Raw genomic sequence first — 24,330 nt, forward strand, 5'->3', positions numbered from 1 at the left:
CGGAAACGGTGCGAAAATATTCGGACCCATTTGCCCATCCCGGATTGACGATGGTGAAGAAACCAAGTCTATTTGCCAAACAGGGGGTGGACGCATGATCGAATGGCGCGACGACGAGAACCGCGATCACCGTGGCAGCCTGTTCGCGGCATTTGCAGCATTGGCGCGTGGGAAAGCATGGAGTTTTCCGGCACTACGCCCGCATCAGCGCGAACCCTGGCACAGCTTTACCGTACAGGTCGCCGCGCTGGCGCTGATCCGCGCCGGGCTGGACACGCTGCCTGATAGCGAAGCGGCATGGCGCGACCTGCTGATCGGCCTGACGCCGGAATGGCCGGATGGCGAGGCGTGGGAGCTGGTCGTCGATGACTGGTCGAAACCGGCGCTGCTGCAACCGCCCACCGTCGCAGCGACCGACCGCGCGGCCTATAAGAACCGGCTGGCGACGCCCGACGCGCTGGACATGCTGGTCACCGCGAAGAACCACGACCTGAAGCAGGAGCGCATGATCGGCGCGGGTGAGCAGGACTGGCTGTTCGCACTGGTGACGCTCCAGACGACCGAGGGTTTTCTGGGCGCGGGCAATTACGGCGTCTCGCGGATGAATGGCGGTTTCGCCAGCCGCATGAGCCTAGGCGTGCGGCCCGGCGGTGGTGCGGCGGCGGGGTTTCGGCGCGATGTGCTGCGGCTGGTCGAACATGCGCGCGCCCGGCCTGAACGGCGCGGCGGCGTGCCTTTGCTCTGGACGGTGCCATGGGACGGCACGGTATCGCTGAATTATGGCGACCTCGACGAACTCTATGTCGAAATCTGTCGCCGGGTGCGCTTGGAGCGGACGGACGGCGAAATCGCGGCGCGGGCGGCGGGGTCGAAATGCGCGCGAGTCGCCGCCGCCGAATTGAAGGGGATGACCGAAGACCCCTGGGCGCCGATCAAGGCCGATCGCTCGTCCAGCCATACGCCGACGGGCGCGGGGTTCGGCTATCGCCAGATGGCGACATTGCTCGATGCCAAGAAGATCGTCCGCCCGCTGCTGTCCGAACCGCATGACGCCGACGACCGCGCAGACCTGTCGATCGTCGCGGCGGCGCTGGTGCGCGGACAGGGCAAGACCGAAGGGCTTCACCGCCGCAGCGTGCCCGTCAGCCGCTGGGAAACGATCAGCGCCTATGACGAAGCACCGCTCGATCGGATCGGCGCGGTCGCCGAAAAGCGCGCGGGGGAAGCGAATGAGGCGAGCCGCCGTCTCGGCCGCGCGCTGATCTCGCTGGTGCAGGGCGGCCCCGAAAAGGCGCGGCTCGACGACGATGCCGCCAAGAAGAAGACCGAGCGCTGGCTGGACCAGTTCAATCGCGTGGTGGACGGCGAGTTCTTCGACGCGCCCTTCTGGGCAGAAGCGGCGGGGGATAAGGAGAATCACCGGCTGCTCTGGCGAACCCGGCTACGCAGCCTGGCTGGCGATGTATTCGACAAAGCCGCCGAAGCCGCCCCGCGCACCGAGGTCCGGCGCATCCGCGCCATCGCCCGCGCGCGCTCTTTTCTCGACGGTCAGATGGGGAAGTGGATGAAGGATGTGCAGCATGGCGAGTGAGGCTCATCCCAAAGCATCAACCGGAGGGGTGCCCAAGGAGAAGCCTCCGGTCGAGTCTATCGCAGGCCAGATCCCCAATCTATCAAACCGGGACCATGCGCTCCTGCGCCGCATGTACCTCACACAACGGCACGAGGCGGACGGGGTTGTCGCCGCCCTGCTCGTTCGGGCGAAAGTTAGCGTGCCAACAGATCGGCAGGCATTCGCGCCATGGCGGCTATTCGCACATTGTGCGGCACTGCTGTCTGGAACAGGAAAGGTCTATCCACACGCCAGCGGACCACAGCTAGGTCATCGCCTTCATGAAATTGGGCTGTCAGAAAACCGGCTCATGCGGCTGACCTCGGCGAGGGGAAGTGGACTTGAAGCGCAGGTGATCCGCACAATGCGGATGCTCGCACAGCACGGCAAGGCGCCCGTCAATCTATATACGCTATTCGCGCTGATCGGAAACGATCCCGACCGGGCAGAGGACGCCCGCATCCGTATCGCGAAAGACTATTATGCCGCCGAAGCGCGGTCCGAAGAGGGGACTTCGAGTGACGACTGATACGACCCAACCGACGACGCCGAAGTTCATTCAGATTCACTTTCTGGCCGCATGGCCCGGCGCGCTGCTCAACCGCGACGATGCAGGCCTCGCCAAGCGCCTGCCCTTCGGCAACGCGACCCGCACGCGCATTTCCTCACAATGCCTGAAGCGGCACTGGCGCGTCGCGGACGACCGGCATGCGCTTCATTCGCTCGCCAAACAGTCCGGGGTCGAGGGGCTTCGCTCCAAGATCGCGATCGAGCGTGAGGTGACGGGTCCATTGCGCCCACGCTTCGATGAGAAGGCGGTCGATGCGGTCGAACTGGCCTTCCTGACCAAATTCTACGGCAAGAACGCCAAGGACAAGCAACAGCGCCAGGCGCTGCTGTTCGGCCGTCCCGAACTGGCCTGGATGCGTGAACAGGCCGAACGCCTCCTGTCCGAAAACGCCGACGCGGCATCGGCCAAGGCCGCCGCCGAAGCCTGGGTCAAGGAGGAAAAGGCCAACCTCAACCAGCTTCGCGACCAGAATGTCCTCGCCGCCTCGCTGGAGGCCGCTTTGTTCGGTCGCATGGTGACCAGCGACACGCGCGCCAATCGCGATGCCGCGATCCATGTCGCCCATGCCTTCACCGTGCATGAGGAACAGGCCGAACTCGATTACTTCACGGTCGTCGACGATCTGCGCGACCGCGAACAGGGTGACGATGCGGGCGCGGCGGGCGTGTTCGACACCGAACTGACCTCGGGCCTTTATTATGGCTATGTCGTGGTCGACGTGCCGCTGCTGGTGTCGAACCTGACCGGCTGCGACCGCGCCGACTGGACCGGCGACCATGACCGCGCGCTGGCGGCGCAGGTCGTCGAGCATCTGGTCCACCTGATCGCCGAGGTATCGCCGGGCGCCAAGAAGGGCTCGACCGCGCCCTATAGCCGCGCCGAGCTGGTGCTGGTCGAGGCGGGCGACCGCCAGCCGCGCACCCTGGCCAATGCGTTCCGCGACGCCGTGGCGCTGGTCGATCGCGGCTCCAACGAGACACTCGGCACCCGCGCGGCCAAGGCACTGAACGGCCATCTGGGCGAGATGGACGCGGTCTATGAGACCGGCGAGGCGCGCCGCCATGCCGCCCTGCCCCAGCTCAAGCTGGACGGCGTGGCCGACGGCAGCCTGCGCGAGCTGGCGGACTGGGCGGGCGCGCTGGTCCGCGATGCGCGGATGCCCGCCGCATGAGGCATATGCTGCTGGACCTCGACGCGCCGCTGATGAGTTTCGGCGGCGATCTGGTCGATGCGTACGGCGTCGTGCGCGACTTTCCCGCCAAGTCGATGGTGGCGGGGCTGTTCGGCAATGCGCTGGGCTGGGAACGCTATGAAGCGGCCCGTCACGCCGCCTTGCAGGCACGGCTGACGATGGGATCGCTCCGCATCGCCGAGGGGCAGCGCCAGCGCGAGTTCCAGACCGCCAAGCTGGAGGCGAATGACCGCGGCTGGACCACCCATGGCCGGGTCGAAGGGCGCGCGGGCGGCGCGGACACCTATAAATCGCCGCATATCCGCTATCGCGACATGGACGCCGATGCGCGCGTGCTGGTCGCCTGTCGGCTGGCGGAGGGGGACGGCCCCGATCTCGACATGCTCGCCGCCGCGCTCGACCGGCCCGAGCGGCCGCTGTTCATCGGGCGCAAGCCGTTCCTGCCCTCGCGTCCGCTGCTGCTCGGTGTGATCGAGGCGGCGACCATCCCCAACGCGCTGGTCGCGGGACTGGCGACGCTGCGTGAGCCGCCCGCTCATCAGGAAACCCTGCGCGCGCAATGGCCTTTTGGCGAGCCGACCGGCGACGCCGCCGCGACCGGCACGCGCGAGGACGAACTGACCGACGAGCGCCACTGGCCGGCGGGCGTCCATGCGGGACTTCGCCGTGTGATCCATGGCCGTATCGCCTGGCCGAAGGCGGCGGCATGAACCTGCACCTCGTTCGGATCGGCATCGCCCCGCACGACCTCGCCATCTTCGCGGCCGAACGGCGCTTGAGCGACGACGATGCGGGCTATGCGCTTCACGCCGCGCTTGCCGCCCGGTTCGGCGATGCCGCCCCCCGCCCCTTCCGCTACCTGCCCGATCATGCGCGCGGCCCCCATCTGCTCGGCTATGTCGGCGATCCCGCCGCGTTGGACGAAGCCGCCGCACTGCCGCCGACCGAGGGTCTGCTGGCCGATCTGTTCGGCATGCCGCAGAGCCAGGCCATGCCGGAGACCTGGCGGGAGGGCGCCCGCTATGGCTTTGACGTGCGCGTCCGCCCGGTCGTGCGCTTCGGCAAGTCGGTCCGCGCCGCCCGCGCCGACCGTCCCGATGCCTGGCAAGGCCGCGCGGGCGAGATCGACGCCTATGTCCGCGCCTGTGAGCGCGTGGCGGCCGAGGGCGGCGACACCCGGACGGTCGATCGCGAAACGGTCTACACCGCATGGCTGGCCCGGCGGCTGGAGGGCGCCGCGACGCTCGACGACGCCACGCTGCGCATGTTCCAGCGCTCGCGTACCCGGCGCAGCACCCATGCCGCGAAAGGCGCGCGAACCCATAGTGTCGAGGGGCCGGACGCGGTGATGACCGGCACGCTGACCGTTACCGACCCGCAGGGCTTTGCCAAGCTGCTGTCGGGTGGCGTCGGGCGTCATGCCGCCTTCGGCTTCGGGATGCTGCTGCTGTCCCCGCCGGGACGCGCCGGGTAATGCTTTCCGGCCGCCTGGGCCTGGAAAAGGCGCGCATCCCCCATTCCGACCGGCATGGGCTGGTCTGGCTGGAGCGCGGACGGCTGGAGGTGGAGGATGGCTGCCTGCGCTTCGTCACGGCGGGCGGCGGGCCGCTGGAGGCGGGCGATTATCAGATCCCCTATCATTCGATCTCGATCGTGCTGCTCGGGCCGGGGTCCAGCGTCACCCATGACGCGCTGCGGCTGCTGGCGCGGCACGGCTGTGCGCTGGCCGCGATCGGCGATGGGGCGGTGCGTTTCTATACCGCGCCGCCGCTGATGCCCGACAGTTCGGCGCTGGCGCGTGCGCAGGTGCGGCGCTGGTCCGATCCCAAGCAGCGGATGGAGGTCGCGCGCGCCATGTATGCGATGCGTTTCGGCGAGATCGTGCGCACCCGCGATATCGCCGTGCTGCGGGGCCAAGAGGGTGCGCGGATCAAGCGCGCCTATGTGCTCGCCGCCGAGCGCCACGGCATAGGCTGGAACGGCCGTCGCTATGACCGCGAGAATCCGGAGGCGGGCGACCTCGCCAACCAGGCGATCAACCATGCCGGATCGGCGATGACCGCCGCCGCCAGCGTCGCGGTGGCCGCCACCGGCGCGATCCCGCAACTGGGCTTCGTGCACGAGGATTCGGGCCAGAGCTTTGTCCTCGACATCGCCGACCTCTATCGCCACGACGTACTGCTCGACATCGCCTTCGGCGCGGTGCGCGAGGCGCGCGCAAGGGGCGCCGCGCCCATCGAGCGGCTGGTCCGCAAGCGCGCCGCCCTGCTCTTTCGACAGCGCAGCGTGATCCCCGGCATGATCGACCGGATCAAGACGCTCTTGATGCCCGGTGGCGGAGAGGATGCGGGCGTGGCACCGGGTGGCGGCACGCCGTCGCCGGTGGAGGCCTGATGCCGCTGACCATGGTCATCACCCGCGACGTCGAGGATCGCTATCGCGGCTTCCTGGGCTCGGCGATGCTGGAACTGGCCCCCGGCGTCTATGCCCAGCCGCGCATGAGCGCGGGCGTGCGCACCCGTATATGGACCGTCGTCGAGGAATGGCACACCCGCCTGCGCCGCGGCAGCATCGTGATGTGCTGGGCCGAATCCGCCGCCGCCGGGGGCCTGGGGCTGCTGACCCTGGGCGAGCCGCCCAAGGACGTGGTGTCGCATGAAGGCGTCCTCCTGGTGCGCCGCGCTCTGTCCTCCCGCATCCCTGTCAAGCCGACGCCATAACCGTTCGCACGACAGGGGGTCTTTGACATTGTGAACGAAATCAGCGATCTGCCAGGCAGAGGTTCCCCCGCACCCGCGGGGATGGTCCCGCCTGCATACCTGGCGATCGGCCGTAGATTTCGGTTCCCCCGCACCCGCGGGGATGGTCCGATCGTGCCCACCGTTAACCTGCGTGGCCTGAAGGTTCCCCCGCACCCGCGGGGATGGTCCCACGGTTCAGGTGGACCAGCTTACCGATGTTGAGGTTCCCCCGCACCCGCGGGGATGGTCCCCCGAAGTCCCGCTTCATCCACGCGACGTTCTCGGTTCCCCCGCACCCGCGGGGATGGTCCCATGGCGGCGATCATCCTCGTCCCCGGAGAGCGGGTTCCCCCGCACCCGCGGGGATGGTCCCAAAATCAACAGCGTTGAAGTCAGGACGCGTCGGGTTCCCCCGCACCCGCGGGGATGGTCCCCAAGCGGCTGACTCAAAGGTGAGTTTGCCGTAGGTTCCCCCGCACCCGCGGGGATGGTCCCTGCTCAAGGTGCTACAGGGCAGCAAACACCTAGGTTCCCCCGCACCCGCGGGGATGGTCCTATGTCCGAAAACATTTGGATTTTGAATTCGGCGGTTCCCCCGCACCCGCGGGGATGGTCCTATACTGGCGGTTGCCCTGGCTACTTTGCCCGAGGTTCCCCCGCACCCGCGGGGATGGTCCCGATACCATCTGTCTTTGACCAATCATTCTTGGGGTTCCCCCGCACCCGCGGGGATGGTCCCTCGTCGAACGTCGCATACCATGCCGTGACCGTGGTTCCCCCGCACCCGCGGGGATGGTCCCCTGACGCGCATGGGCGTCGACAGTTTCAAGAGGGTTCCCCCGCACCCGCGGGGATGGTCCCGATGTGGGAGTCGGCCAGAACCTGGGTGTCGCGGTTCCCCCGCACCCGCGGGGATGGTCCCTGGACCTCTGGCCCCCACTTCTCGATATAGGCGGTTCCCCCGCACCCGCGGGGATGGTCCCTACTTCTCGCACGGGCGCTGGACCAACGCGCCGGTTCCCCCGCACCCGCGGGGATGGTCCCGACGCGGCGCGGTCCGTCATGCTCGCCTATGCGGTTCCCCCGCACCCGCGGGGATGGTCCCGCGCTGGAAGGCAGTGGGAGCTGCGACCGCCGGGTTCCCCCGCACCCGCGGGGATGGTCCCCATTCCCACCCGACCCCGGCAGACGCACCATCGGTTCCCCCGCACCCGCGGGGATGGTCCCCCATTAGACGGGTCAGGCCACGACTTGCGTTGGGTTCCCCCGCACCCGCGGGGATGGTCCCGCAAGATACGGGAACGCGACGCCGCCGACCGAGGTTCCCCCGCACCCGCGGGGATGGTCCCTGCGCTGATTATTTCATAATTGGCATAGGGAGGGTTCCCCCGCACCCGCGGGGATGGTCCCTGTCCATGTAAAGCATGGCCGCATCCAGCTGGGGTTCCCCCGCACCCGCGGGGATGGTCCCCGCCGCCTGTTCGTGGATGCTCTTCAGGCTGTGGTTCCCCCGCACCCGCGGGGATGGTCCCCAGGCTGAGGCCGACCGCGACATCCCCAAGCTGGTTCCCCCGCACCCGCGGGGATGGTCCCGCGGCTCGGTGCCTCCCGCCGACCGGATGACGGGTTCCCCCGCACCCGCGGGGATGGTCCCGAGACGTGAGCGGCGATGCTGTTCTGATCGCAGGTTCCCCCGCACCCGCGGGGATGGTCCCCCTGCATTAATACGCCTCACAACGTCTCAATCGGTTCCCCCGCACCCGCGGGGATGGTCCCTGCCATCGGACCCTGAGCGCGACGCGCTGCGCGGTTCCCCCGCACCCGCGGGGATGGTCCCAGGCCCTGACTCAGGCGACCGGTGAAATGAAAGGTTCCCCCGCACCCGCGGGGATGGTCCCGTTCCGCGCGCTCCCGTCGAGGCGGCGGAAGAGGTTCCCCCGCACCCGCGGGGATGGTCCCTTGCACGGCACGACGCACGCGATCACGAAGCCGGTTCCCCCGCACCCGCGGGGATGGTCCCCGTGGAAGCGATGGCTGGCGACGGACGGCGTTGGTTCCCCCGCACCCGCGGGGATGGTCCGTTGCTCGGCGACGGCGAGCTGCGCGGGCAAGGGGTTCCCCCGCACCCGCGGGGATGGTCCCGCGCCTGGGACTTGGCGAACACGGACATCCTTGGTTCCCCCGCACCCGCGGGGATGGTCCCACCTTGGACACGAGGGGCGCGAGCACGGTGAGGGTTCCCCCGCACCCGCGGGGATGGTCCCGACTTCGGGACTGGCAGGAAGACCAGGCATTCGGTTCCCCCGCACCCGCGGGGATGGTCCCCTGAAGGAATGAAGATGGCTAAGACCCTGGAGGGTTCCCCCGCACCCGCGGGGATGGTCCCTTACGGATAGCGGCTTCCCGCGTGCCGGGCTTGGTTCCCCCGCACCCGCGGGGATGGTCCCCATGTTGGAAATTCGGGAGCTAGTTAAGGCATGGTTCCCCCGCACCCGCGGGGATGGTCCCGTGCGCGGTTTCGTGCAGGACAGTGGCTTGGGGGTTCCCCCGCACCCGCGGGGATGGTCCCCGTGACGTGACGTTGCCTGCCAGTGTGCAAGAGGTTCCCCCGCACCCGCGGGGATGGTCCCCAGGTCCGCGCGCCATCCCCGCCGGTCAGCCAGGTTCCCCCGCACCCGCGGGGATGGTCCCCAGCTAGTCTTGCCTTCGGACTGCGCGCCCTGGGTTCCCCCGCACCCGCGGGGATGGTCCCAGGCCGGTGCCGGTTCGGGCGTTCTGGTGCGGGGTTCCCCCGCACCCGCGGGGATGGTCCCAAAGTCAAAAGAGTCCTTCTTAATGAAGGCGTGGTTCCCCCGCACCCGCGGGGATGGTCCCCTGATCGCAAACGCTAAGTGCGCCTTCGATTAGGTTCCCCCGCACCCGCGGGGATGGTCCCAATCATCAAGATTGCCGAGCGCTGGGGGACCAGGTTCCCCCGCACCCGCGGGGATGGTCCCGTCGCTAGGGAAGCGCGCAGGCTGGCCGAGGCGGTTCCCCCGCACCCGCGGGGATGGTCCCTGGCTGGCTATCAGATTGACGGCAAGACCAGCGGTTCCCCCGCACCCGCGGGGATGGTCCCCTATCTGGTATCCCTATCATATCCTACTCAACGGTTCCCCCGCACCCGCGGGGATGGTCCCTGGCAGAACTCTTCTGCGCAACGCCTTTGCCGGGTTCCCCCGCACCCGCGGGGATGGTCCCCAACCCGACGTTGGGCCAGATCAGCCTGAACCGGTTCCCCCGCACCCGCGGGGATGGTCCCCGCTCCACGCTGCTGGATATCTATGCGGCGACGGTTCCCCCGCACCCGCGGGGATGGTCCATGGCCGCCGGAGCGTTCCCGCCTGCCACGCCGGGTTCCCCCGCACCCGCGGGGATGGTCCCTTCGATCTGCCCTGTTCGGCCTGCTTGGCGTCGGTTCCCCCGCACCCGCGGGGATGGTCCCGACTTAGCCGAGGGCGCGATCGATGACGGTCTGGTTCCCCCGCACCCGCGGGGATGGTCCCGGGATCGACACCAGTGCAGCGCCGTAGGCCAAGGTTCCCCCGCACCCGCGGGGATGGTCCCGACATCACCACCGTGACCCCGACGAGCTCCAAGGTTCCCCCGCACCCGCGGGGATGGTCCGTACATGACACGCGCTACCCACACACGACAACGGGTTCCCCCGCACCCGCGGGGATGGTCCCTTCAGGCGGCCGGTAGCCTTCATGGCGCCCGCGGTTCCCCCGCACCCGCGGGGATGGTCCCGGCCTCGGCTGATCCGGGCCATGTGGTCGATCGGTTCCCCCGCACCCGCGGGGATGGTCCCGCGCGGTCGCCGGGATAGCGGCGCTGCTGCCAGGTTCCCCCGCACCCGCGGGGATGGTCCGACGCTTCGTCACATGCCAGCCCCCGCCCCAGAGGTTCCCCCGCACCCGCGGGGATGGTCCTTGGAATACCCGCGATCCGGCTGGGACCGGGTGGGTTCCCCCGCACCCGCGGGGATGGTCCGTGAACCTTCGCTGTCTTGCCGTTGCTCTCGACGGTTCCCCCGCACCCGCGGGGATGGTCCCCGATGCCCGCCGCAAAGAGTCCGGCACCGCCAGGTTCCCCCGCACCCGCGGGGATGGTCCCGATGCCCAGAATGACCGCGTTGTGAAACCGGGGGTTCCCCCGCACCCGCGGGGATGGTCCCGACCTCGACCGGCCACCGGCACCCAAGGCGATGGTTCCCCCGCACCCGCGGGGATGGTCCCCGGCATCGTGGCCTGAGGTTCGCGACGGCGGGGGTTCCCCCGCACCCGCGGGGATGGTCCCTCCATGACGCACGCTCCGCGGTTCGGGCCTTCGGTTCCCCCGCACCCGCGGGGATGGTCCCCTTCCTGCACGATGGCGAAGCGGTAAATAGAAGGTTCCCCCGCACCCGCGGGGATGGTCCCCATTCTGCTCTGCCCCGTCGGTATCGGGAGCGGGTTCCCCCGCACCCGCGGGGATGGTCCCTGATGGGGTCGATCGCGCCTTCGCGCTGGGCTGGTTCCCCCGCACCCGCGGGGATGGTCCCCCTGAAGTCAAAGGCCGATCGGTCTACCAGACGGTTCCCCCGCACCCGCGGGGATGGTCCCCCTGCGCAGAGAAGTCGTTCAGCCGGGAGGCGGGTTCCCCCGCACCCGCGGGGATGGTCCCAGGAAGCGCATCACTTCCGCCCCTCCCCGTGCGGTTCCCCCGCACCCGCGGGGATGGTCCCCCAGGGCTGGCCGATGTCGGCCCGGTCCTCGCGGTTCCCCCGCACCCGCGGGGATGGTCCCACGGAAACCGTCGCGATGGAGCGCAACGCGGTGGTTCCCCCGCACCCGCGGGGATGGTCCCTTGACATCAAAAAGGTGGCGTATCTGCGCCGCGGTTCCCCCGCACCCGCGGGGATGGTCCCCCTCTCGTCCAGGCAATTGCCGACACGGCGACGGTTCCCCCGCACCCGCGGGGATGGTCCCTTCGTGGTCAACCAGCCGATCTAGCAAGAATTGGTTCCCCCGCACCCGCGGGGATGGTCCCGGATCAGCGTGCCCTCTGCGACGAGCTCGTCCGGTTCCCCCGCACCCGCGGGGATGGTCCCTGCTGAACCTGAAGAATGCCACTGGTGAGATGGGTTCCCCCGCACCCGCGGGGATGGTCCCTATATCCAGACCGGCGCGCCGCCCAGCGAAATGGTTCCCCCGCACCCGCGGGGATGGTCCCCCAGACGACAGACCATGCCCAGGCACGAACCCGGTTCCCCCGCACCCGCGGGGATGGTCCCTGCGGGCGAACGCCAAGAAGCTGGAGGTTGAGGGTTCCCCCGCACCCGCGGGGATGGTCCCCGGCCGTTCGGCAGCGCCCAAGGCGACGAGATGGTTCCCCCGCACCCGCGGGGATGGTCCCCAGCGTGGTGTGGGACTTCGTGATAATCAGGTGGTTCCCCCGCACCCGCGGGGATGGTCCCAGGTCGGCGGTCATTAGAACGGCACGTCGTCGGGTTCCCCCGCACCCGCGGGGATGGTCCCCAGCCCCGCGCGCCATCCCCGCCGGTCAGCCAGGTTCCCCCGCACCCGCGGGGATGGTCCCTGCGCACGCGGGTTGCCACTATCGTCTTGATAGGTTCCCCCGCACCCGCGGGGATGGTCCCAAGCTGACAGTCGGCAATCGTAATCTAACGTTGGTTCCCCCGCACCCGCGGGGATGGTCCCTCCGCGCGATCCCCGCGACACACCCCGATGGCGGTTCCCCCGCACCCGCGGGGATGGTCCCAGGCGCACCGCCGGAAGGCCCTGGAAATGGTCGGTTCCCCCGCACCCGCGGGGATGGTCCCGCGGACAGCGCGCTTGCGGATCGCGCATCCACGGTTCCCCCGCACCCGCGGGGATGGTCCCAAAGCTAACCCCGGCGGGAACCTGGTATTCAAGGTTCCCCCGCACCCGCGGGGATGGTCCCGCCCAAGGCCGCACCGCTGGAGACTTCATCTCGGTTCCCCCGCACCCGCGGGGATGGTCCCTGGCGGTCGCAGGCGTTCAGGACTTCCCAGACGGTTCCCCCGCACCCGCGGGGATGGTCCGCAAGTTCATGTCCGAATACCAGCCCGCGCAGGGGTTCCCCCGCACCCGCGGGGATGGTCCCATCAAGGATGGCGTCGGCGATCAGGCGCCAGAGGTTCCCCCGCACCCGCGGGGATGGTCCATCCGCGACCAGACGCCGGATGTCCCGCGCAGCGGTTCCCCCGCACCCGCGGGGATGGTCCCCTTCCTTACGAGGAATGGGCCGCAGAGTTTCTGGTTCCCCCGCACCCGCGGGGATGGTCCCCTGCATCGAGAATGCAGAGATCGCTTATGAGGGGTTCCCCCGCACCCGCGGGGATGGTCCCCGACATCCGAAGCCACCCATCTTTCTGGATTGGGTTCCCCCGCACCCGCGGGGATGGTCCATGCGGCCCATGGTGTGGGGCAGGCCGTAAAGGGGTTCCCCCGCACCCGCGGGGATGGTCCCTTCACTGTCCAGCAATGGCCTCATAGCCCGGAGGTTCCCCCGCACCCGCGGGGATGGTCCCTTGCCTCTGAATGGCAAGTAATGGTCAACGCCGGTTCCCCCGCACCCGCGGGGATGGTCCCCTTGCTTCCGGCGACTGACGACACGCTGCGTCGGTTCCCCCGCACCCGCGGGGATGGTCCCTGGTGCCGGAACCCGTGTTCGTGCCGGTGCAGGGTTCCCCCGCACCCGCGCCGACCTTCACGGTCGCGCGCCAGGAAAAACCCTCACATGCCTCGGCACCCAAATATCGACCGGCCAGCGGTTGGCGGCCGCCGCTCCTCACTGCCACCCAACCAGTATGCGCACCGATGGATATTCTCCCGCCGCCCTGGTCCATGCCTTTTACAAGGCTCGGCAGGACCGTGATCCGGAGGCACTCCGCTCATGGCTTGCTGATGACGTATGCTGGAACGAACCAGTCGTCGGCGACCATATGGGGTGCCTTCGGGGAGCCGATGCCGTCGTCGACATGCTCAAGCGTGCGCTTGCGGCCACCGATGGCACCTTTTCCTTGCGGGTTGCCAGTGTCGTCGAAACCCAAAGCCACTGCGCTGCCGTGATCGAGTGGAGCGCGGACAAGAACGGGAAAACCATCCAGGGACAGGACATGGCCGTCTTTGGTTTCAAGGGCGGAAGTATTGCCGAAGCGTCCTTCTTCGCATCCGATATCACCAACGACCAGGCGTTCCGGGAGAGTTGATCGCTGCTCGCGCTTTCGAGGACCGCCCTGCCAGCCGTTCCAGGGCTTTCCGTCGCGCGGCGGGATCGAGGCGGGACAAATGGCGTCGCTCCCGCTCCGGCACCGTGCGCGCCTGCCAGCCATAGGTCGCCATGCATGCCTCGATCGTATCGCCCGTCACGCGGCCCGGGGTTCCATTGTCGAGCAGCGCCGCCCCGTCCGGGCGCTCCCCGCCCGCCGCCGGGCCGGTGGTGATGATGCGGCACCGCCGCAGATCCGCTTCGACCTGCGCCAGTGTCGCGCCCGGCCTGCTATAAAGGACCAGCGGCACCGGATCGGCCACCGCCACCATCGCCAGCAGGGCCGACATCAGCACCATGTCGACCCCGCCCGCTCCATCAGAAGGAGAGCTTTAGCCCGGCGCGATAGGACTGATTGCGCACATCGTCGCGCCCGACCGTCGAGTCCGCCGCCAGCGAGACGGTCGCACGGCCCGAACGATAGGCGACCCCCGCGCTGATCTCGGCCCAGTCGCGATCCTGCCGTGCGGTCAGGAAGCGCGCCTGCGCCCGCGTCCCGCCTGCGAACCCGGCGTTGAAATAGCCCGGCCGCCCCTCGAAATCATGGACATAATAGGCCGTGGCGAAGGGACGGAAGCCGCCTTGAGTCGCGTCGATCTGAAGCCCCGCGCGGCCCTGCACGCTCAGGAAACGATCGCGGCCATAGGTCAGTGCCGGACCGCTGCCCGTCTCGCCCGTCGGGGTGAAGTCGATGCTGCTGGTGCGAATCGCCACGCGCGGCCCGAAACGCACCGCGCCGCTGCCCTTCATATAGCTTGCCCCGACTTCGCTCGACAGGGCCAGCGCATTGTCGCGTGAGCGCAAGTCGAAGGGCGTGCCGACAAAGCTGCCCTGCCGCCGGGTCGAGGACTGGTAAACGCCCGCGCCGAACTGCGCATCGAGCGCCGGGCCGAGCGTGCCGCCGAGCCGTCCATAGAGCGTGCCCTGGATCAGCTCGCCCTTGGCCGACTGGCCGAACCGCTGCTCGCCATCGATATCCGAATAGGACAGGCCGAAGCCCAGCGCCGCCGTGTCCGATACCCGCGCCTCGACACCGCCCGCGATGTAGAAGCCGTCGAACGGATCACGACCGCCGACCGTCGCGGGCATCGCCGCGCCCGAGCCATCGATATAGCCGCCCGCCAGATAGGCCGAGACATTGTCGGGCAGCATGTTCTCGCGGACCATGCTGGTCGGCGTGTCGCTGACCGTCTGGGGACGGCCGGGTGCCGCGATGGCGTTGGCGGCGAACTCCAGCGGCTTGCCGATCATCGCGACCGTGCCGCCCGCAAAGCCGTCCGGCGTCATGGCCGTCAGGCGGTCGCGATAGAAGCGCGCGATATTGTCGGTCGCGGTGGTGCCGATCGCGCGGCGGGTCGTCTGGCTGCGCGGTGCGATCGCCTCCAGGCTGCCCCGGATCGTCCCGACATCCTGAAGGTCGAGCAGGTCGTATGTGCCACGCAAATTGGCATAGGCCGAACGGTTGGCGTCGAGCAGCCGCGCATAGGCCGTCTGCACCGGCGTCGCCGCCACCACGCTGGCATAGGGCCGCGCCCCCACCGCCGCCGTCACCCGACCCGCGCCATAGCTCAGCTCGGGGTAGAGGATCGCGCTGAAGGCGGTGGTGCTGCCGAAGCTGCCGGTGATGCCGTTCGACGCGGTGAGGACCGTATAGCTGTCGCCATAACGCGGCACATGGTTGACCGGCCGCAGGGTCAGGTTGCCGCCGCCCAATACGATGCTGCGCGCGGCCAGCTGGTCCGACGTCCCGGCGGGGCCGATGTCCGCGACGAACTGGCTACCCGACCCCAGGCTGGCGGTGCCCGCCACGGTCAGCGTCCCGAACGCGCCGGTGCTGCCCGGCGAGACGATGCCGCCCGACCCGGCGGTCAGCGACGCGACGCTGCCATTGCCCGCGACGATGCCGCCCGACACCGCCGTCACCGCCGAACGCGTCAGGCTGCCGTCGACCGTCAGCTGCCCCTGCTCGACGCGGGTCGGGCCGCTATAGCTGTTGGAGGCGGTCAGGATCAGCTCGCCGCCGCCACGCTTGATCAGGCCGCCGATATCATTGGGGAAGCCCGCCAGCACCTCGGCCGAATAACGGTCGCGGGCGTCGGTGATCGGGTTGCTCCAGATGTCGGTCGTGCCCGACGCCACCGTGACTTCGCGCGTGTCGCGCAGCGCGGTCGGCCCGCGCAACGCCACCGCCATCTGCGGCGCGCCCCAGCCCGAGCGCAGGTCGACGCCCGGCGTGTCGAGGTCCTTGGAGCTGGACACCAGAATGTCGGAGATCAGCCCGGTCTTGTATTCGGGGAAATACTCCATCAGCAGCGCGGCGAAGCCCGAGATATTGGGCGCCGCCATCGACGTGCCGGTCAGCGCGGCATAGCCCGGCCCGGTGAAGGTGATATACTTCTGAAGCTCGGCGGTGATCAGCGTATTGGCCTGGGTCAGCACCGAATAGGAGAAGTCCCGGCCGACCAGCGCAATGTTTCCAGGGATCGTCAGGATCTGTGCCAGACGGCTGGTATAGCCATCGGGATCGGGCGTCACGAAGCGCGCGCCATAGGCCAGTGAGATGCCGACCGCCTGCTGCGCGACCCTGGTCCGCTCGGCCTCCTCGTCGAAGGAGCGCCCCGACGCCTTGGCCGCATCGCGCCTGTTGAGATAGTCATTCAGCACGCCCAGCCAGGCATTGACCGCCGCATTCTGCAACTGGGCCAGGGTCGTCGCGGCATAGATGGTCGGGTACATGGCGCGGGTATATTTGGCGCGGATCGCGGTGCCGTCGATCGTATAGGTCTGTGCCGCGGACACCACGGCGCTGCCCGGCCCCGACACGCACCAGGTCGCGGTCTGGCCGCACAGGCTGGTGCTGGCGGCCGCCGTGCCGTTCGCCAGATAGTTGGTGACCGACAACCAGTTGGAACGCAGCCGCAGGTCGTTGAGTGGGGTCACCGCATCAATGCTGGCATGGACACCAGAGCCGTTGCCTGCCGAAAAGACGACAAGCACGTCGTTCTTGAGGACCGGATCGTAAAAACCGTCCAGCGTCTGCTGGAACGCGCCGCGCGCCTGGGACGGGGTCAGCGTATAGGGCTGGGTCGACGTCGAGCCCCAGCTGTTGTTGATGATCCGAACCCGCCCGGTATCGGCGAGCGCCGGGATATTCTCCTGCGCGGTGGCGACCATGACGTCGTCGAGGATCTGGTCGCGCCACCAGAGGAAATCGCCCGCCGCGAAATTGGTCGTCGCCGACAGGATGTTGGCGCCGAACGCGTTGCCGAACATCACTCCGTCCGCCAGGCGGTTGCCCGCCGTCGTGCCCGCGACATGGGTGCCATGGATTTCCCAGGGCCGTCGCGGATTGACCATGCCGTCATTGCCATAGGTCGAGGGGACGGGCGTGCGCAGCCCCGCGATCTTGCCCGATCCCGCGAACGACGGATGGCTCATCACCACGCCCGCATCGTTGATCCCGATCGTCTGCCCCTTGCCCGACAGGCCCAGGACATAGGCATATTCCAGGCCCAGATAGCCCTTGGTGTAGTCGACCGAGAATTGCTTGTCCTGCCGCCAGGACGCCAGCGCCGCGTTATAGTCCGCCGTCCGCTGGCCGTTGGCCATCACATAGCCGCCGGTCGGCGCAGGCGGCACATATTGGCTCTGCGCGGCAGCGGAACCCGCCTGAACGAGACAAAATGCAGCGATCGCCAGCAACGATACGCGAGAAACGCCTACCCCCACGATAGTCCCCCTTAATGCCTATCAATATTATCAACTTATTGATGATAGGATTTTCATGATGGGGCAGAACTGTCAACTCCGATTACGGATGAATTGAAAAGGTTTGTGAAGTTTATTGTTTCACCTATGAAACAATAGGGGGTGACGCAGGGGAAAGGAAAAGACTTGGCGGCGCGGGGCCACGGATTGTTCCAATGCTCATCGATGCGCAAATGCTGCGAACGAATCGTTCGGCGCAGCCTCGACGAACTAACGTCCGGTCAGGTCCGAGGCCCGCGATCTTCCCGACCGGATGGCGAAAGGAGGAGGGCGACCTTCGACAATGCGTCATCGCGGCGAGCCGCCAGCGCCTCCGCCGACACCTTTGCCAGATCGAAACGTAGTTCGTGCATGGTCATGCCGGAGCGATAGCCCTCGGGCCAGACGGCGGTCTGCTCGAAGCCGCAGCGCAGGAAGAAGGGCGCGACCCGGGGTGAGGTGTCGACCGTGACGTAGCGCGTCACCAGTCGTGCATGGACCGCGACATGGTGCAACCGCGCGAGCAGCAGCAACCGCCCCAGTCCACAGCCATGCCAGGCCGGTGCCGCCATGCCCCAATAGAGCAGCGCCTTGTTGTAATGCTCCCAGACCTCATAGCCGCCGAACGCCGCCGCGCGTCCATCGACCGCGACGACGAAGGCGGGGCCGTCGGGCTCGTCCAGCGTCTCGATCAGCCAGTCGCGGTCCCCTGCCCCGAAATAGTCGGCGCGGTTGGCGTCGAAGATCGCCAGCACGTCGTCGCGGTCGGTGTCCCTATAGGGGCGGACGACGACACTCATGCCCATAGCGCCACCGTCTCGATCGCCCCGCCCTCATCGCGGGTCCAGCAATGGGCGGCGCGCTCCCCCTGCAGGTGCGCGGTCGCTTGCCGGTCGTCGATCAGCCGCGTCTCGATCGTCTCGGCGGCCATGCGCCGGGGATCGCCGACCAGCTTGGCATAGGCCTCCTTGATCGTCCAACGGCGCAGCCATTGGCGCGACGGATCGGGCGCGGCACACACCGCTCGTGCTTCCGCCGGGGTCAGCATGTCCCAGAGCGGCGGGACGTCATCGACGGCTTCGCGGTCCACCGCTATGGGCTGCCGCGCCGCCGCGATCAGGCACAGCTCCCCTCGCCCCGCTATGCCGATATACCAGCCATGGGGAGCCGCGACCCGCGGCTGGCCGGTTATACTCCGCGTCAGCCGGACCGGTTCTTCGGCCAGCCGGGTCAGCAGCATATCGGCCAGCGGTGCCCGCTGCCCCCGCCCCGGATCGGCCGTGCGCCAGATGACGGGCGAGGCGCCGTCCCAGTCCAGCCGGTCGAGCGGCCCGTCATGGCGCAGCGGGATCATGCCTCGGTGACGATCCGCGCCGGGCTGCCTTCCCAGTTGGTGCCGTCGGGCAGCGTCTCGCCCTTCATGACGACCGACAGGTCGCCCAGCTGCGCGTCCGCGCCCACTTCGGCATCGTACAGGACGATGGCCAGCGAGCCGATGGTGGCGCGGTCGCCGACCTTGATCGCGCCGACCTTCATCACCCGGTCCTCGAACAAATGCGTCTGCAGCCCGGCATAGTCGTTCAGCGCGACATCGTCGCCGATCGTCACCAGGTCATGCTCGGTCAGGTCGGTGGTGTCGATATAGCAACGCTTGCCGACCTTGGCCCCCATCAGCCGCAGATAAAGGCCGATCCAGGGCGTTCCGCGCAACGGCTCCAGCAGGTTGGCGACCGCGAGATTCTCATAGGTCGCCGTGACCAGCTCGGTCCGCCAGACGAAAGTGCTCCACAGGGGCGCGGTCCGCGCCTTGTAGCGGCCGACCACCAGCCATTTGAGCGCCAGCACGAACAGGCCGCACGCCAGGCAGAAGCCGACATAGAGGAACGGGAAGGCCGAGATGATGACCAGCCCGCCACGCTCCAGATCGTCCAGATCGCCGACGATCGACAGCAGCGCGCTGAAGAACACCAGGAACGCGGTCAGCGACAGGGTGGTGCGGATCGCCTCGATCGACAGGCGCGTGGCGATCAGGCCCTTGGACGGGTTGAAGCGCGCCCCCTCGTCGAACATGGTCGCGACCTGCCGCACCGGCAGCTTGATCGCGGGCGAGCCGAACCAGGTGCTGCCCGCCTCGGTCGCCAGGGTCGGGTCCTCGGGGGGCTTGGAGAGGACGCCAATCAGCACCTCGTCGCCGATCTGCGCGCCGGTGGGCAGCAACGCGGAATTGCCGATGAAGCTGCGGCGGCCGATCCGGGTATGCGCCAGCTCGATGGTGCCATGGCCGATCTTGGCCGCGCCGAAGATCACCGAATCCGCGATGAAGCTCTCCGGCCCGATCTCGACCAAATCGGGGACGATCGCGCTGGCGGTCGAAATCTCCGCGCGCCGCCCGACCGTCACGCCCAGCGCGCGATACCAGGGGATGACGTAGAGCGTCGCGAAGATCGGGTGCAGCAGCCGCAGCGCCAGGTCGTTGATCTGCCGCACCATCCAGTAGCGGACATAGAACCAGCTATCGAGGCGATAGACACCCGGCTTCACGCGGCCCAGAATCGCCCGCTTGGCCAGCACCGTCAGCACGCACATCATCACGATATAGGTCGCGGCGAGCAGCGGCGAGACGAGCATATAGCCATAGCCTGTCGTCGCCCAGTCCAGCTCGATCAGCGCGATCAGGCCCGGCGCGATCGGCAGGATGGCGATGATCGGCAGCAGCAGCGCGCCGATGAAGATCGCCAGCGACGGCCCCGTCCGCTTGGCCGTCGTGATGACCTCGCCCGGCTCGACTATCCGGTCGAAGGCGGCGGGCGATCCGGTCCAGCGTTGCCCGGCGGGGATCACCGTTTCGGCGGGAAGGGCCGCCATGTCGTCGAGGACCGCGTCATCCTCCAGCGCAGAGTTGCGCCCTACCACCGACTGGCCGCCGACGAACGCGCGGTGGCCCAGCGTCACCGTGCCCAGCCGCAACAGCCCGCGCTCGACCGAGCTGGTCGCCATCACCGCCTGATCGCTGACGATCGCATCGTCGCCGCAGGCGAACAGGTCGGCGGTATCGATCACGCCGTTGCCGATATAGGCCCGATTGCCGATCTTGGCGCCGAGCATCCGGTAATAGCCCCGGATCATCGGCGTACCCGCCAGATAGGGGGTCGCCGTCACCGCGATGATCCGCCGCACCAGCCACCAGCGGAAATAGGTGCCGCCCCACAGCGGATAGTCACCCGCCTTGAACCGCCCCGCGATCAGCCATTTGGCGGCAATCGAGAACAGCATCGAAGCGACCGGCACGATGGTGAAGAACAAGGCACTCAGGATCAGCGCGTCGATGCGCGGCATCCGCCCGGCCAGATGGGTATAGGCCACATACGGGAAGAACCATTGCAGCCCGGCGATGGTGTAGACGGGCAGCAACGCGACCGTCTGCGCGGCGACGCACAGCCAGCGCTTCCATTCCGGGACGCGGTGGAAACTCTCCTCGGTCTGCACCGCGACCGGCGCCGCGCCGCCGATCCGGGTGGCCAGCGCCCGAATGGTCGGCGCGGCGTAAAGGTCCTCCAGCGACAGCCCCTCCAGCCCCGCGACCTTGCGCGCCGCCGACACGAGCCGAGCGGCCTTGAGCGAATGGCCGCCCAGGTCCTCGAACAGATCGTCGGTGACGGACACCGGCTGCGGCGCAAAGGCTTCGGTCCAGATGGCGTGGAGCTTTTCCTCCATCGGCGTGGCGGGCGGCTCGATCGTGCGGCCGGTATCGACGGTGATTTCCGGCTTTACCAGCGCCTTGCGATCGACTTTGCCCGACGCGGGCAAAGTCGGCAGTGCCGCCAGCTGCTGATAGGCGGCGGGGCGCATGTAATTGGGCAGGCGCTCGGTGACGCGCGCCTTGATGTCGGCGATGTCGATCGCCTCGCCGCTGCGCGCAACGAGGAAGGCCGCCAGAAATTCCGAGCCATCGGCGTCGGTAAATAGATGCACCACCGCCTGCGCCACGCCGGGCGCCTCGCCGATCACCGCCTCGATCTCGGCCAGTTCGACGCGGAAGCCGCGAATCTTCACCTGCGTATCGATGCGCCCGACGAAATCGATATCGCCCGCCGCGTCCAGCCGGACGAGATCGCCCGAGCGATAGATACGCTCCGGCCCGCCCGACACGGTGTCGAACGGGGTCATGGTGAACTTCTCGGACGTAAGGTCAGGACGGTTGACGTAGCCGACACCGACACCGGGGCCGCCGATGACCAGTTCGCCCTCCTGCCCCGCCTCGACGGGTTGCAGATGTTCGTCGACGATCCAGGCGGTATAGCCGGGCAGCGGCTTGCCGATGGTGATGCGCTTGCCCGGCTGCACCTCTGTCCAGGTCGCCGTCACCGAAGTTTCGGTCGGGCCATAGGTGTTGAGCAGCCGCAGGCCGGGGCGCGCCAGACGGCGCGGCAGATCGGCCGGACACGCCTCGCCGCCCATGTTGATGAGGCGCAGGGTCGGCACCGGATGCTCGACCAGCGCGATCAGCGAGGGGACGACGTGCCAGATCGTCGTCTTCTCCGCCGCCAGCGCGATGGCGACATCGGGGCCGCTCGCCGCCAGCGCCTCGGCCACGACGAGCAGCTTGGCGCCGACGAAGAAGGCGCTCCACATCGTCTCGACCGACATGTCGAAGGCCAGGCTGAACCCGCCGAACACGATGTCGTCGGGCTCCAGCGCCAGGATCGCGCTTTCCGAACGGACCAGGTGGCAGGCATTGGCATGGGTGATCATCACCCCCTTGGGCCGCCCGGTCGTGCCCGAGGTATAGATGATATAGGCCAGATCCTGCGGGTCCGCCCCCGTCACCTCCCGACCCAGCGGCTCGGCCGGTTCGGCGGCCAGATCGCCCAGCTCGGCGTCCAGGCACAGCGTCTCGCCGGGTATCTCCCCCGCGCGGGCGGAGGTGGTGATGGTCAGCGCCGCGCCGCTATCCTCGATGATGTAGGCGATGCGGTCCTGCGGATAGCCCCAGTCGACCGGCACATAGGCCGCGCCTGCGCGCAATACGCCCAGGATCGCCATATACTGGTCCAGCCCGCGTGGCAGACACAGCACCACCCGGTCGCCCTTGCCGACGCCCAGCGCGCGCAGCCGATGCGCCATCGACAGGCTGCGCCGGGCAAGCATGTCATACGTCCAGGCCTTGGGTCGGCTATATTCCTCGTCCGCGCCGATCAGCTGGGCCGCAATCGCCGCCCCATGGTCGCGCACGGTCGCGTCGAACAGCTCGTGCAGCAGTTCGTCACGGGCATAGGGCCGGTCGGGGCGCAGCGCCGGGGCCGGGGCGATCGAGGCGTGGATGCTCGGGGCGGCGGGGGTTTCGAATTCTCCGAACATCGACGGGCTTTCTTACGCGGAAAACAGGGACGGGACGGCTCAACTGCGCCGGATCAGTGCCCGCGACAATCGCCGATCCTCCAGTGAATAGTAAAGCCAGATCCCATCCTCCGCGACCACGACCGAGGCGGCGAAGGCGATGTCGGTCGCGCCGCGATCATCGGCGGGCGGCGGCAGGATCAGCGGCTCGATCCCGCGCGCGACGACGCGGGTATAATGTTCGTCGAACGCGACCCAGCCGATCCGCCAGCGCGCATCGCGCGTCGCGCCATTGTAGAACATGACCGGACAGCTCTTGTCGTCGGTCAGCAGCGGGCCGGTCGACAGATGCCAGTCGTCCCAGCTGTCCTCGCGCGGCATGAAGGGCGTGGGCTGCTCGGTCCACGGCCCCGCCACATCCTCGCCGATCGCCAGGCCGATGCGCGACGCCTGGTCGGCGGCATATTCGTAGAACAGCCGCCAGCGTCCGTCCGCCGTCCGGTCGACCGTCGCTTCCTTGGTATTGCCCTCGGACTTGGAGGAGGCGAGCGCGACGCCGCTCTTCTCCAGCCGGTCGAGCGACGGCCCGGCGGCATAGGACAGCTCGCCATGCGCATGATCGGCCAGCACGCCCGAATAATAGACGATATAGCCATCCTCGGTGCGCACGACCGTCGGGTCCTCGACCCCGCCCGCGTCATGCTCGCCCGGCCCCGGCGCGATGGAGGGGGTGTCGAGCATCGTGAAATGCCGCCCGTCCTCGCTCCACCCCGCCCAGATGACACCGGTATCGGTCAGCGTGTGATCCTGCGGCACGACGGCGCGGACCATCATGCCCCAGCGGCCATCGGCCTCGCGCCAGACATAGGGGCTCATCAGGTCGCGGGCCATCAGTTCGGACGGTCCTCTGAGGGTCACGTCCTCGATCCGCTTGACGTTGAAGTCGAGGTCGAACGGGGCGTCGGCCACCCGGTCCTTGCGATGCGGATCGGCGACCAAGGGGTCGGTTGCAGGTCCCATCATGCGCCCAGCGCCTGCATCAGCGACAGGCCGCCATCGATGACGATCCGCGCCCCGGTGATGTAGCGTGCCTTGTCGGAGGCCAGGAAGACGGCGAGGTCGGCGACCTCCGACGCCTCGCCCGCGCGGCCCATCGGGATGTTCTTCTCCAGGCTGGCGCGATAGGCCGGATCAGCCTGTGCCTTGGCATTCATCGGGGTCAGGATCATGCCCGGCTCGATGGCGTTCACCCGGATGCCGCGCGGGGCCTCCTCGATCGCCAGCGTCTCGACCAGCGTCGTCAGCCCCCCCTTGGCCGCGCAATAATCCGCGCCGCCCGCGCGCACGGCATAGGCATGGATGGACGAGATCTGCAGGATCGTCGCATCGGCCTTCGCCTCGCCCCGCCCCGTCAGGAAGCGACGCGAGGTCAGGAAGGCGCCGGTCAGGTCGGTGTCGATCATGCGCTGCCAATGGGCCAGCGTCATGTCGCGCACGGCGATGCCCGCCATGTTGACCCCGGCGGAATTGACCAGCACGTCGGCCGCACCCCAGTTCTTCTCGACGGTGGCAAAGGCCCGATCGACCGAGGCCTCGTCATCGACGCCGACCTGCACCGTCATCGCCTCGCCGCCCGCCTTGCGCACCGCCTCGGCGGTGGCGTCGGCATTCCCTTGATCGCTGTGGAACAGGATCGCGACCCTGGCCCCGGTCGCCCCGAACGCCTCGGCACAGGCCGCGCCGATCCCTGACTCGGCCCCTGTTACGATCACCGTCTGCGTTGCCACCGGTCTTC

At 68.5% G+C, this 24,330-nt stretch carries 15 protein-coding genes and 1 CRISPR repeat array; of the genes, 8 read left to right on the forward strand and 7 right to left on the reverse strand.

Features of this window, described 5'->3' with window-relative positions:
* The first annotated feature begins 94 nt into the window (after positions 1–94).
* The 8 genes from BSZ14_RS04855 (at position 95) to BSZ14_RS04885 (ending at position 13,392) form a co-directional block, all read left to right on the forward strand.
* Positions 95–1,591 (forward strand): hypothetical protein, encoded by a 1,497-nt coding sequence (locus BSZ14_RS04855; protein WP_076710034.1) that lies wholly within the window; start codon positions 95–97, stop codon positions 1,589–1,591.
* Positions 1,581–2,141: a type I-E CRISPR-associated protein Cse2/CasB gene (casB, locus tag BSZ14_RS19235; protein WP_158069172.1), complete on the forward strand. Its 561-nt coding sequence runs from the start codon at positions 1,581–1,583 to the stop codon at positions 2,139–2,141. Before BSZ14_RS04855 ends, casB begins: the two co-directional genes overlap by 11 nt.
* The gene (gene cas7e, locus BSZ14_RS04860) at positions 2,131–3,354 is read left to right on the forward strand and encodes a type I-E CRISPR-associated protein Cas7/Cse4/CasC (RefSeq protein ID WP_076710035.1); all 1,224 of its coding nucleotides are present in this window, start codon (positions 2,131–2,133) and stop codon (positions 3,352–3,354) included. Before casB ends, cas7e begins: the two co-directional genes overlap by 11 nt.
* Positions 3,351–4,085: a type I-E CRISPR-associated protein Cas5/CasD gene (gene cas5e / locus BSZ14_RS04865; RefSeq protein WP_076710036.1), complete on the forward strand. Its 735-nt coding sequence runs from the start codon at positions 3,351–3,353 to the stop codon at positions 4,083–4,085. Before cas7e ends, cas5e begins: the two co-directional genes overlap by 4 nt.
* A complete protein-coding gene (locus BSZ14_RS04870; RefSeq protein ID WP_076710037.1) occupies positions 4,082–4,849 on the forward strand; it encodes a type I-E CRISPR-associated protein Cas6/Cse3/CasE in 768 nt (255 codons plus the stop codon). Before cas5e ends, BSZ14_RS04870 begins: the two co-directional genes overlap by 4 nt.
* The gene (cas1e, locus tag BSZ14_RS04875; RefSeq protein WP_042490182.1) at positions 4,849–5,769 is read left to right on the forward strand and encodes a type I-E CRISPR-associated endonuclease Cas1e; all 921 of its coding nucleotides are present in this window, start codon (positions 4,849–4,851) and stop codon (positions 5,767–5,769) included. The genes BSZ14_RS04870 and cas1e overlap by 1 nt, the downstream gene beginning before the upstream one ends.
* Positions 5,769–6,095, forward strand: a complete 327-nt coding sequence (gene cas2e / locus BSZ14_RS04880) for a type I-E CRISPR-associated endoribonuclease Cas2e (protein WP_076710038.1) — start codon at positions 5,769–5,771, stop codon at positions 6,093–6,095. Before cas1e ends, cas2e begins: the two co-directional genes overlap by 1 nt.
* Positions 6,096–6,155: 60 nt before the next feature.
* Positions 6,156–12,833: direct repeats of the CRISPR family, unit length 29 nt; unit sequence GGTTCCCCCGCACCCGCGGGGATGGTCCC.
* Between the two features lie 121 nt (positions 12,834–12,954).
* Complete coding sequence (locus BSZ14_RS04885) at positions 12,955–13,392, forward strand: nuclear transport factor 2 family protein (protein WP_158069173.1); 438 nt, start codon at positions 12,955–12,957, stop codon at positions 13,390–13,392.
* Here BSZ14_RS04885 and BSZ14_RS04890 read toward each other — a convergent pair.
* The 7 genes from BSZ14_RS04890 to BSZ14_RS04920 all read right to left on the reverse strand — a co-directional run bounded on the left by BSZ14_RS04890 (position 13,361) and on the right by BSZ14_RS04920 (position 24,322).
* The gene (locus tag BSZ14_RS04890) at positions 13,361–13,750 is read right to left on the reverse strand and encodes a hypothetical protein (protein ID WP_076710040.1); all 390 of its coding nucleotides are present in this window, start codon (positions 13,748–13,750) and stop codon (positions 13,361–13,363) included. The two genes, BSZ14_RS04885 and BSZ14_RS04890, sit on opposite strands and share 32 nt — an antisense overlap.
* A gap of 19 nt (positions 13,751–13,769) precedes the next feature.
* Positions 13,770–17,153, reverse strand: coding sequence for a S8 family serine peptidase (locus BSZ14_RS04895; RefSeq protein ID WP_076710041.1), 3,384 nt, complete (start codon positions 17,151–17,153; stop codon positions 13,770–13,772).
* A 287-nt stretch (positions 17,154–17,440) separates the two neighbouring features.
* Positions 17,441–17,998, reverse strand: a complete 558-nt coding sequence (locus BSZ14_RS04900; protein ID WP_076710068.1) for a GNAT family N-acetyltransferase — start codon at positions 17,996–17,998, stop codon at positions 17,441–17,443.
* Positions 17,995–18,552 carry a 4'-phosphopantetheinyl transferase family protein gene (locus BSZ14_RS04905; protein WP_076710042.1) on the reverse strand — a complete coding sequence of 186 codons (558 nt, stop codon included), beginning with the start codon at positions 18,550–18,552 and terminating at the stop codon, positions 17,995–17,997. Before BSZ14_RS04905 ends, BSZ14_RS04900 begins: the two co-directional genes overlap by 4 nt.
* Entirely contained in the window at positions 18,549–22,556 is a 4,008-nt protein-coding gene (locus BSZ14_RS04910) for a Pls/PosA family non-ribosomal peptide synthetase (RefSeq protein WP_076710043.1), read from the reverse strand. Before BSZ14_RS04910 ends, BSZ14_RS04905 begins: the two co-directional genes overlap by 4 nt.
* A gap of 39 nt (positions 22,557–22,595) precedes the next feature.
* Complete coding sequence (locus BSZ14_RS04915; RefSeq protein ID WP_139330317.1) at positions 22,596–23,558, reverse strand: glycoside hydrolase family 130 protein; 963 nt, start codon at positions 23,556–23,558, stop codon at positions 22,596–22,598.
* Positions 23,555–24,322 carry an SDR family oxidoreductase gene (locus BSZ14_RS04920; RefSeq protein WP_241823640.1) on the reverse strand — a complete coding sequence of 256 codons (768 nt, stop codon included), beginning with the start codon at positions 24,320–24,322 and terminating at the stop codon, positions 23,555–23,557. The genes BSZ14_RS04915 and BSZ14_RS04920 overlap by 4 nt, the downstream gene beginning before the upstream one ends.
* Positions 24,323–24,330: the final 8 nt, after the last annotated feature.

Origin of the sequence: Sphingomonas sp. Sph1(2015) (assembly GCF_001970915.1) — a bacterium.
Lineage (GTDB): Bacteria > Pseudomonadota > Alphaproteobacteria > Sphingomonadales > Sphingomonadaceae > Sphingomonas > Sphingomonas parapaucimobilis.

What these genes read in the sequence shown, in the direction of transcription:
- BSZ14_RS04855 (WP_076710034.1), top strand. Translation starts at nt 95, where the DNA reads ATGATCGAATGGCGCGACGACGAGAACCGCGATCACCGTGGCAGCCTG.
- casB (WP_158069172.1), top strand. Translation starts at nt 1,581, where the DNA reads ATGGCGAGTGAGGCTCATCCCAAAGCATCAACCGGAGGGGTGCCCAAG.
- cas5e (WP_076710036.1), top strand. Translation starts at nt 3,351, where the DNA reads ATGAGGCATATGCTGCTGGACCTCGACGCGCCGCTGATGAGTTTCGGC.
- BSZ14_RS04870 (WP_076710037.1), top strand. Translation starts at nt 4,082, where the DNA reads ATGAACCTGCACCTCGTTCGGATCGGCATCGCCCCGCACGACCTCGCC.
- cas1e (WP_042490182.1), top strand. Translation starts at nt 4,849, where the DNA reads ATGCTTTCCGGCCGCCTGGGCCTGGAAAAGGCGCGCATCCCCCATTCC.
- cas2e (WP_076710038.1), top strand. Translation starts at nt 5,769, where the DNA reads ATGCCGCTGACCATGGTCATCACCCGCGACGTCGAGGATCGCTATCGC.
- BSZ14_RS04890 (WP_076710040.1), bottom strand. Translation starts at nt 13,750, where the DNA reads ATGGTGCTGATGTCGGCCCTGCTGGCGATGGTGGCGGTGGCCGATCCG.
- BSZ14_RS04900 (WP_076710068.1), bottom strand. Translation starts at nt 17,998, where the DNA reads ATGAGTGTCGTCGTCCGCCCCTATAGGGACACCGACCGCGACGACGTG.
- BSZ14_RS04905 (WP_076710042.1), bottom strand. Translation starts at nt 18,552, where the DNA reads ATGATCCCGCTGCGCCATGACGGGCCGCTCGACCGGCTGGACTGGGAC.
- BSZ14_RS04910 (WP_076710043.1), bottom strand. Translation starts at nt 22,556, where the DNA reads ATGTTCGGAGAATTCGAAACCCCCGCCGCCCCGAGCATCCACGCCTCG.
- BSZ14_RS04915 (WP_139330317.1), bottom strand. Translation starts at nt 23,558, where the DNA reads ATGATGGGACCTGCAACCGACCCCTTGGTCGCCGATCCGCATCGCAAG.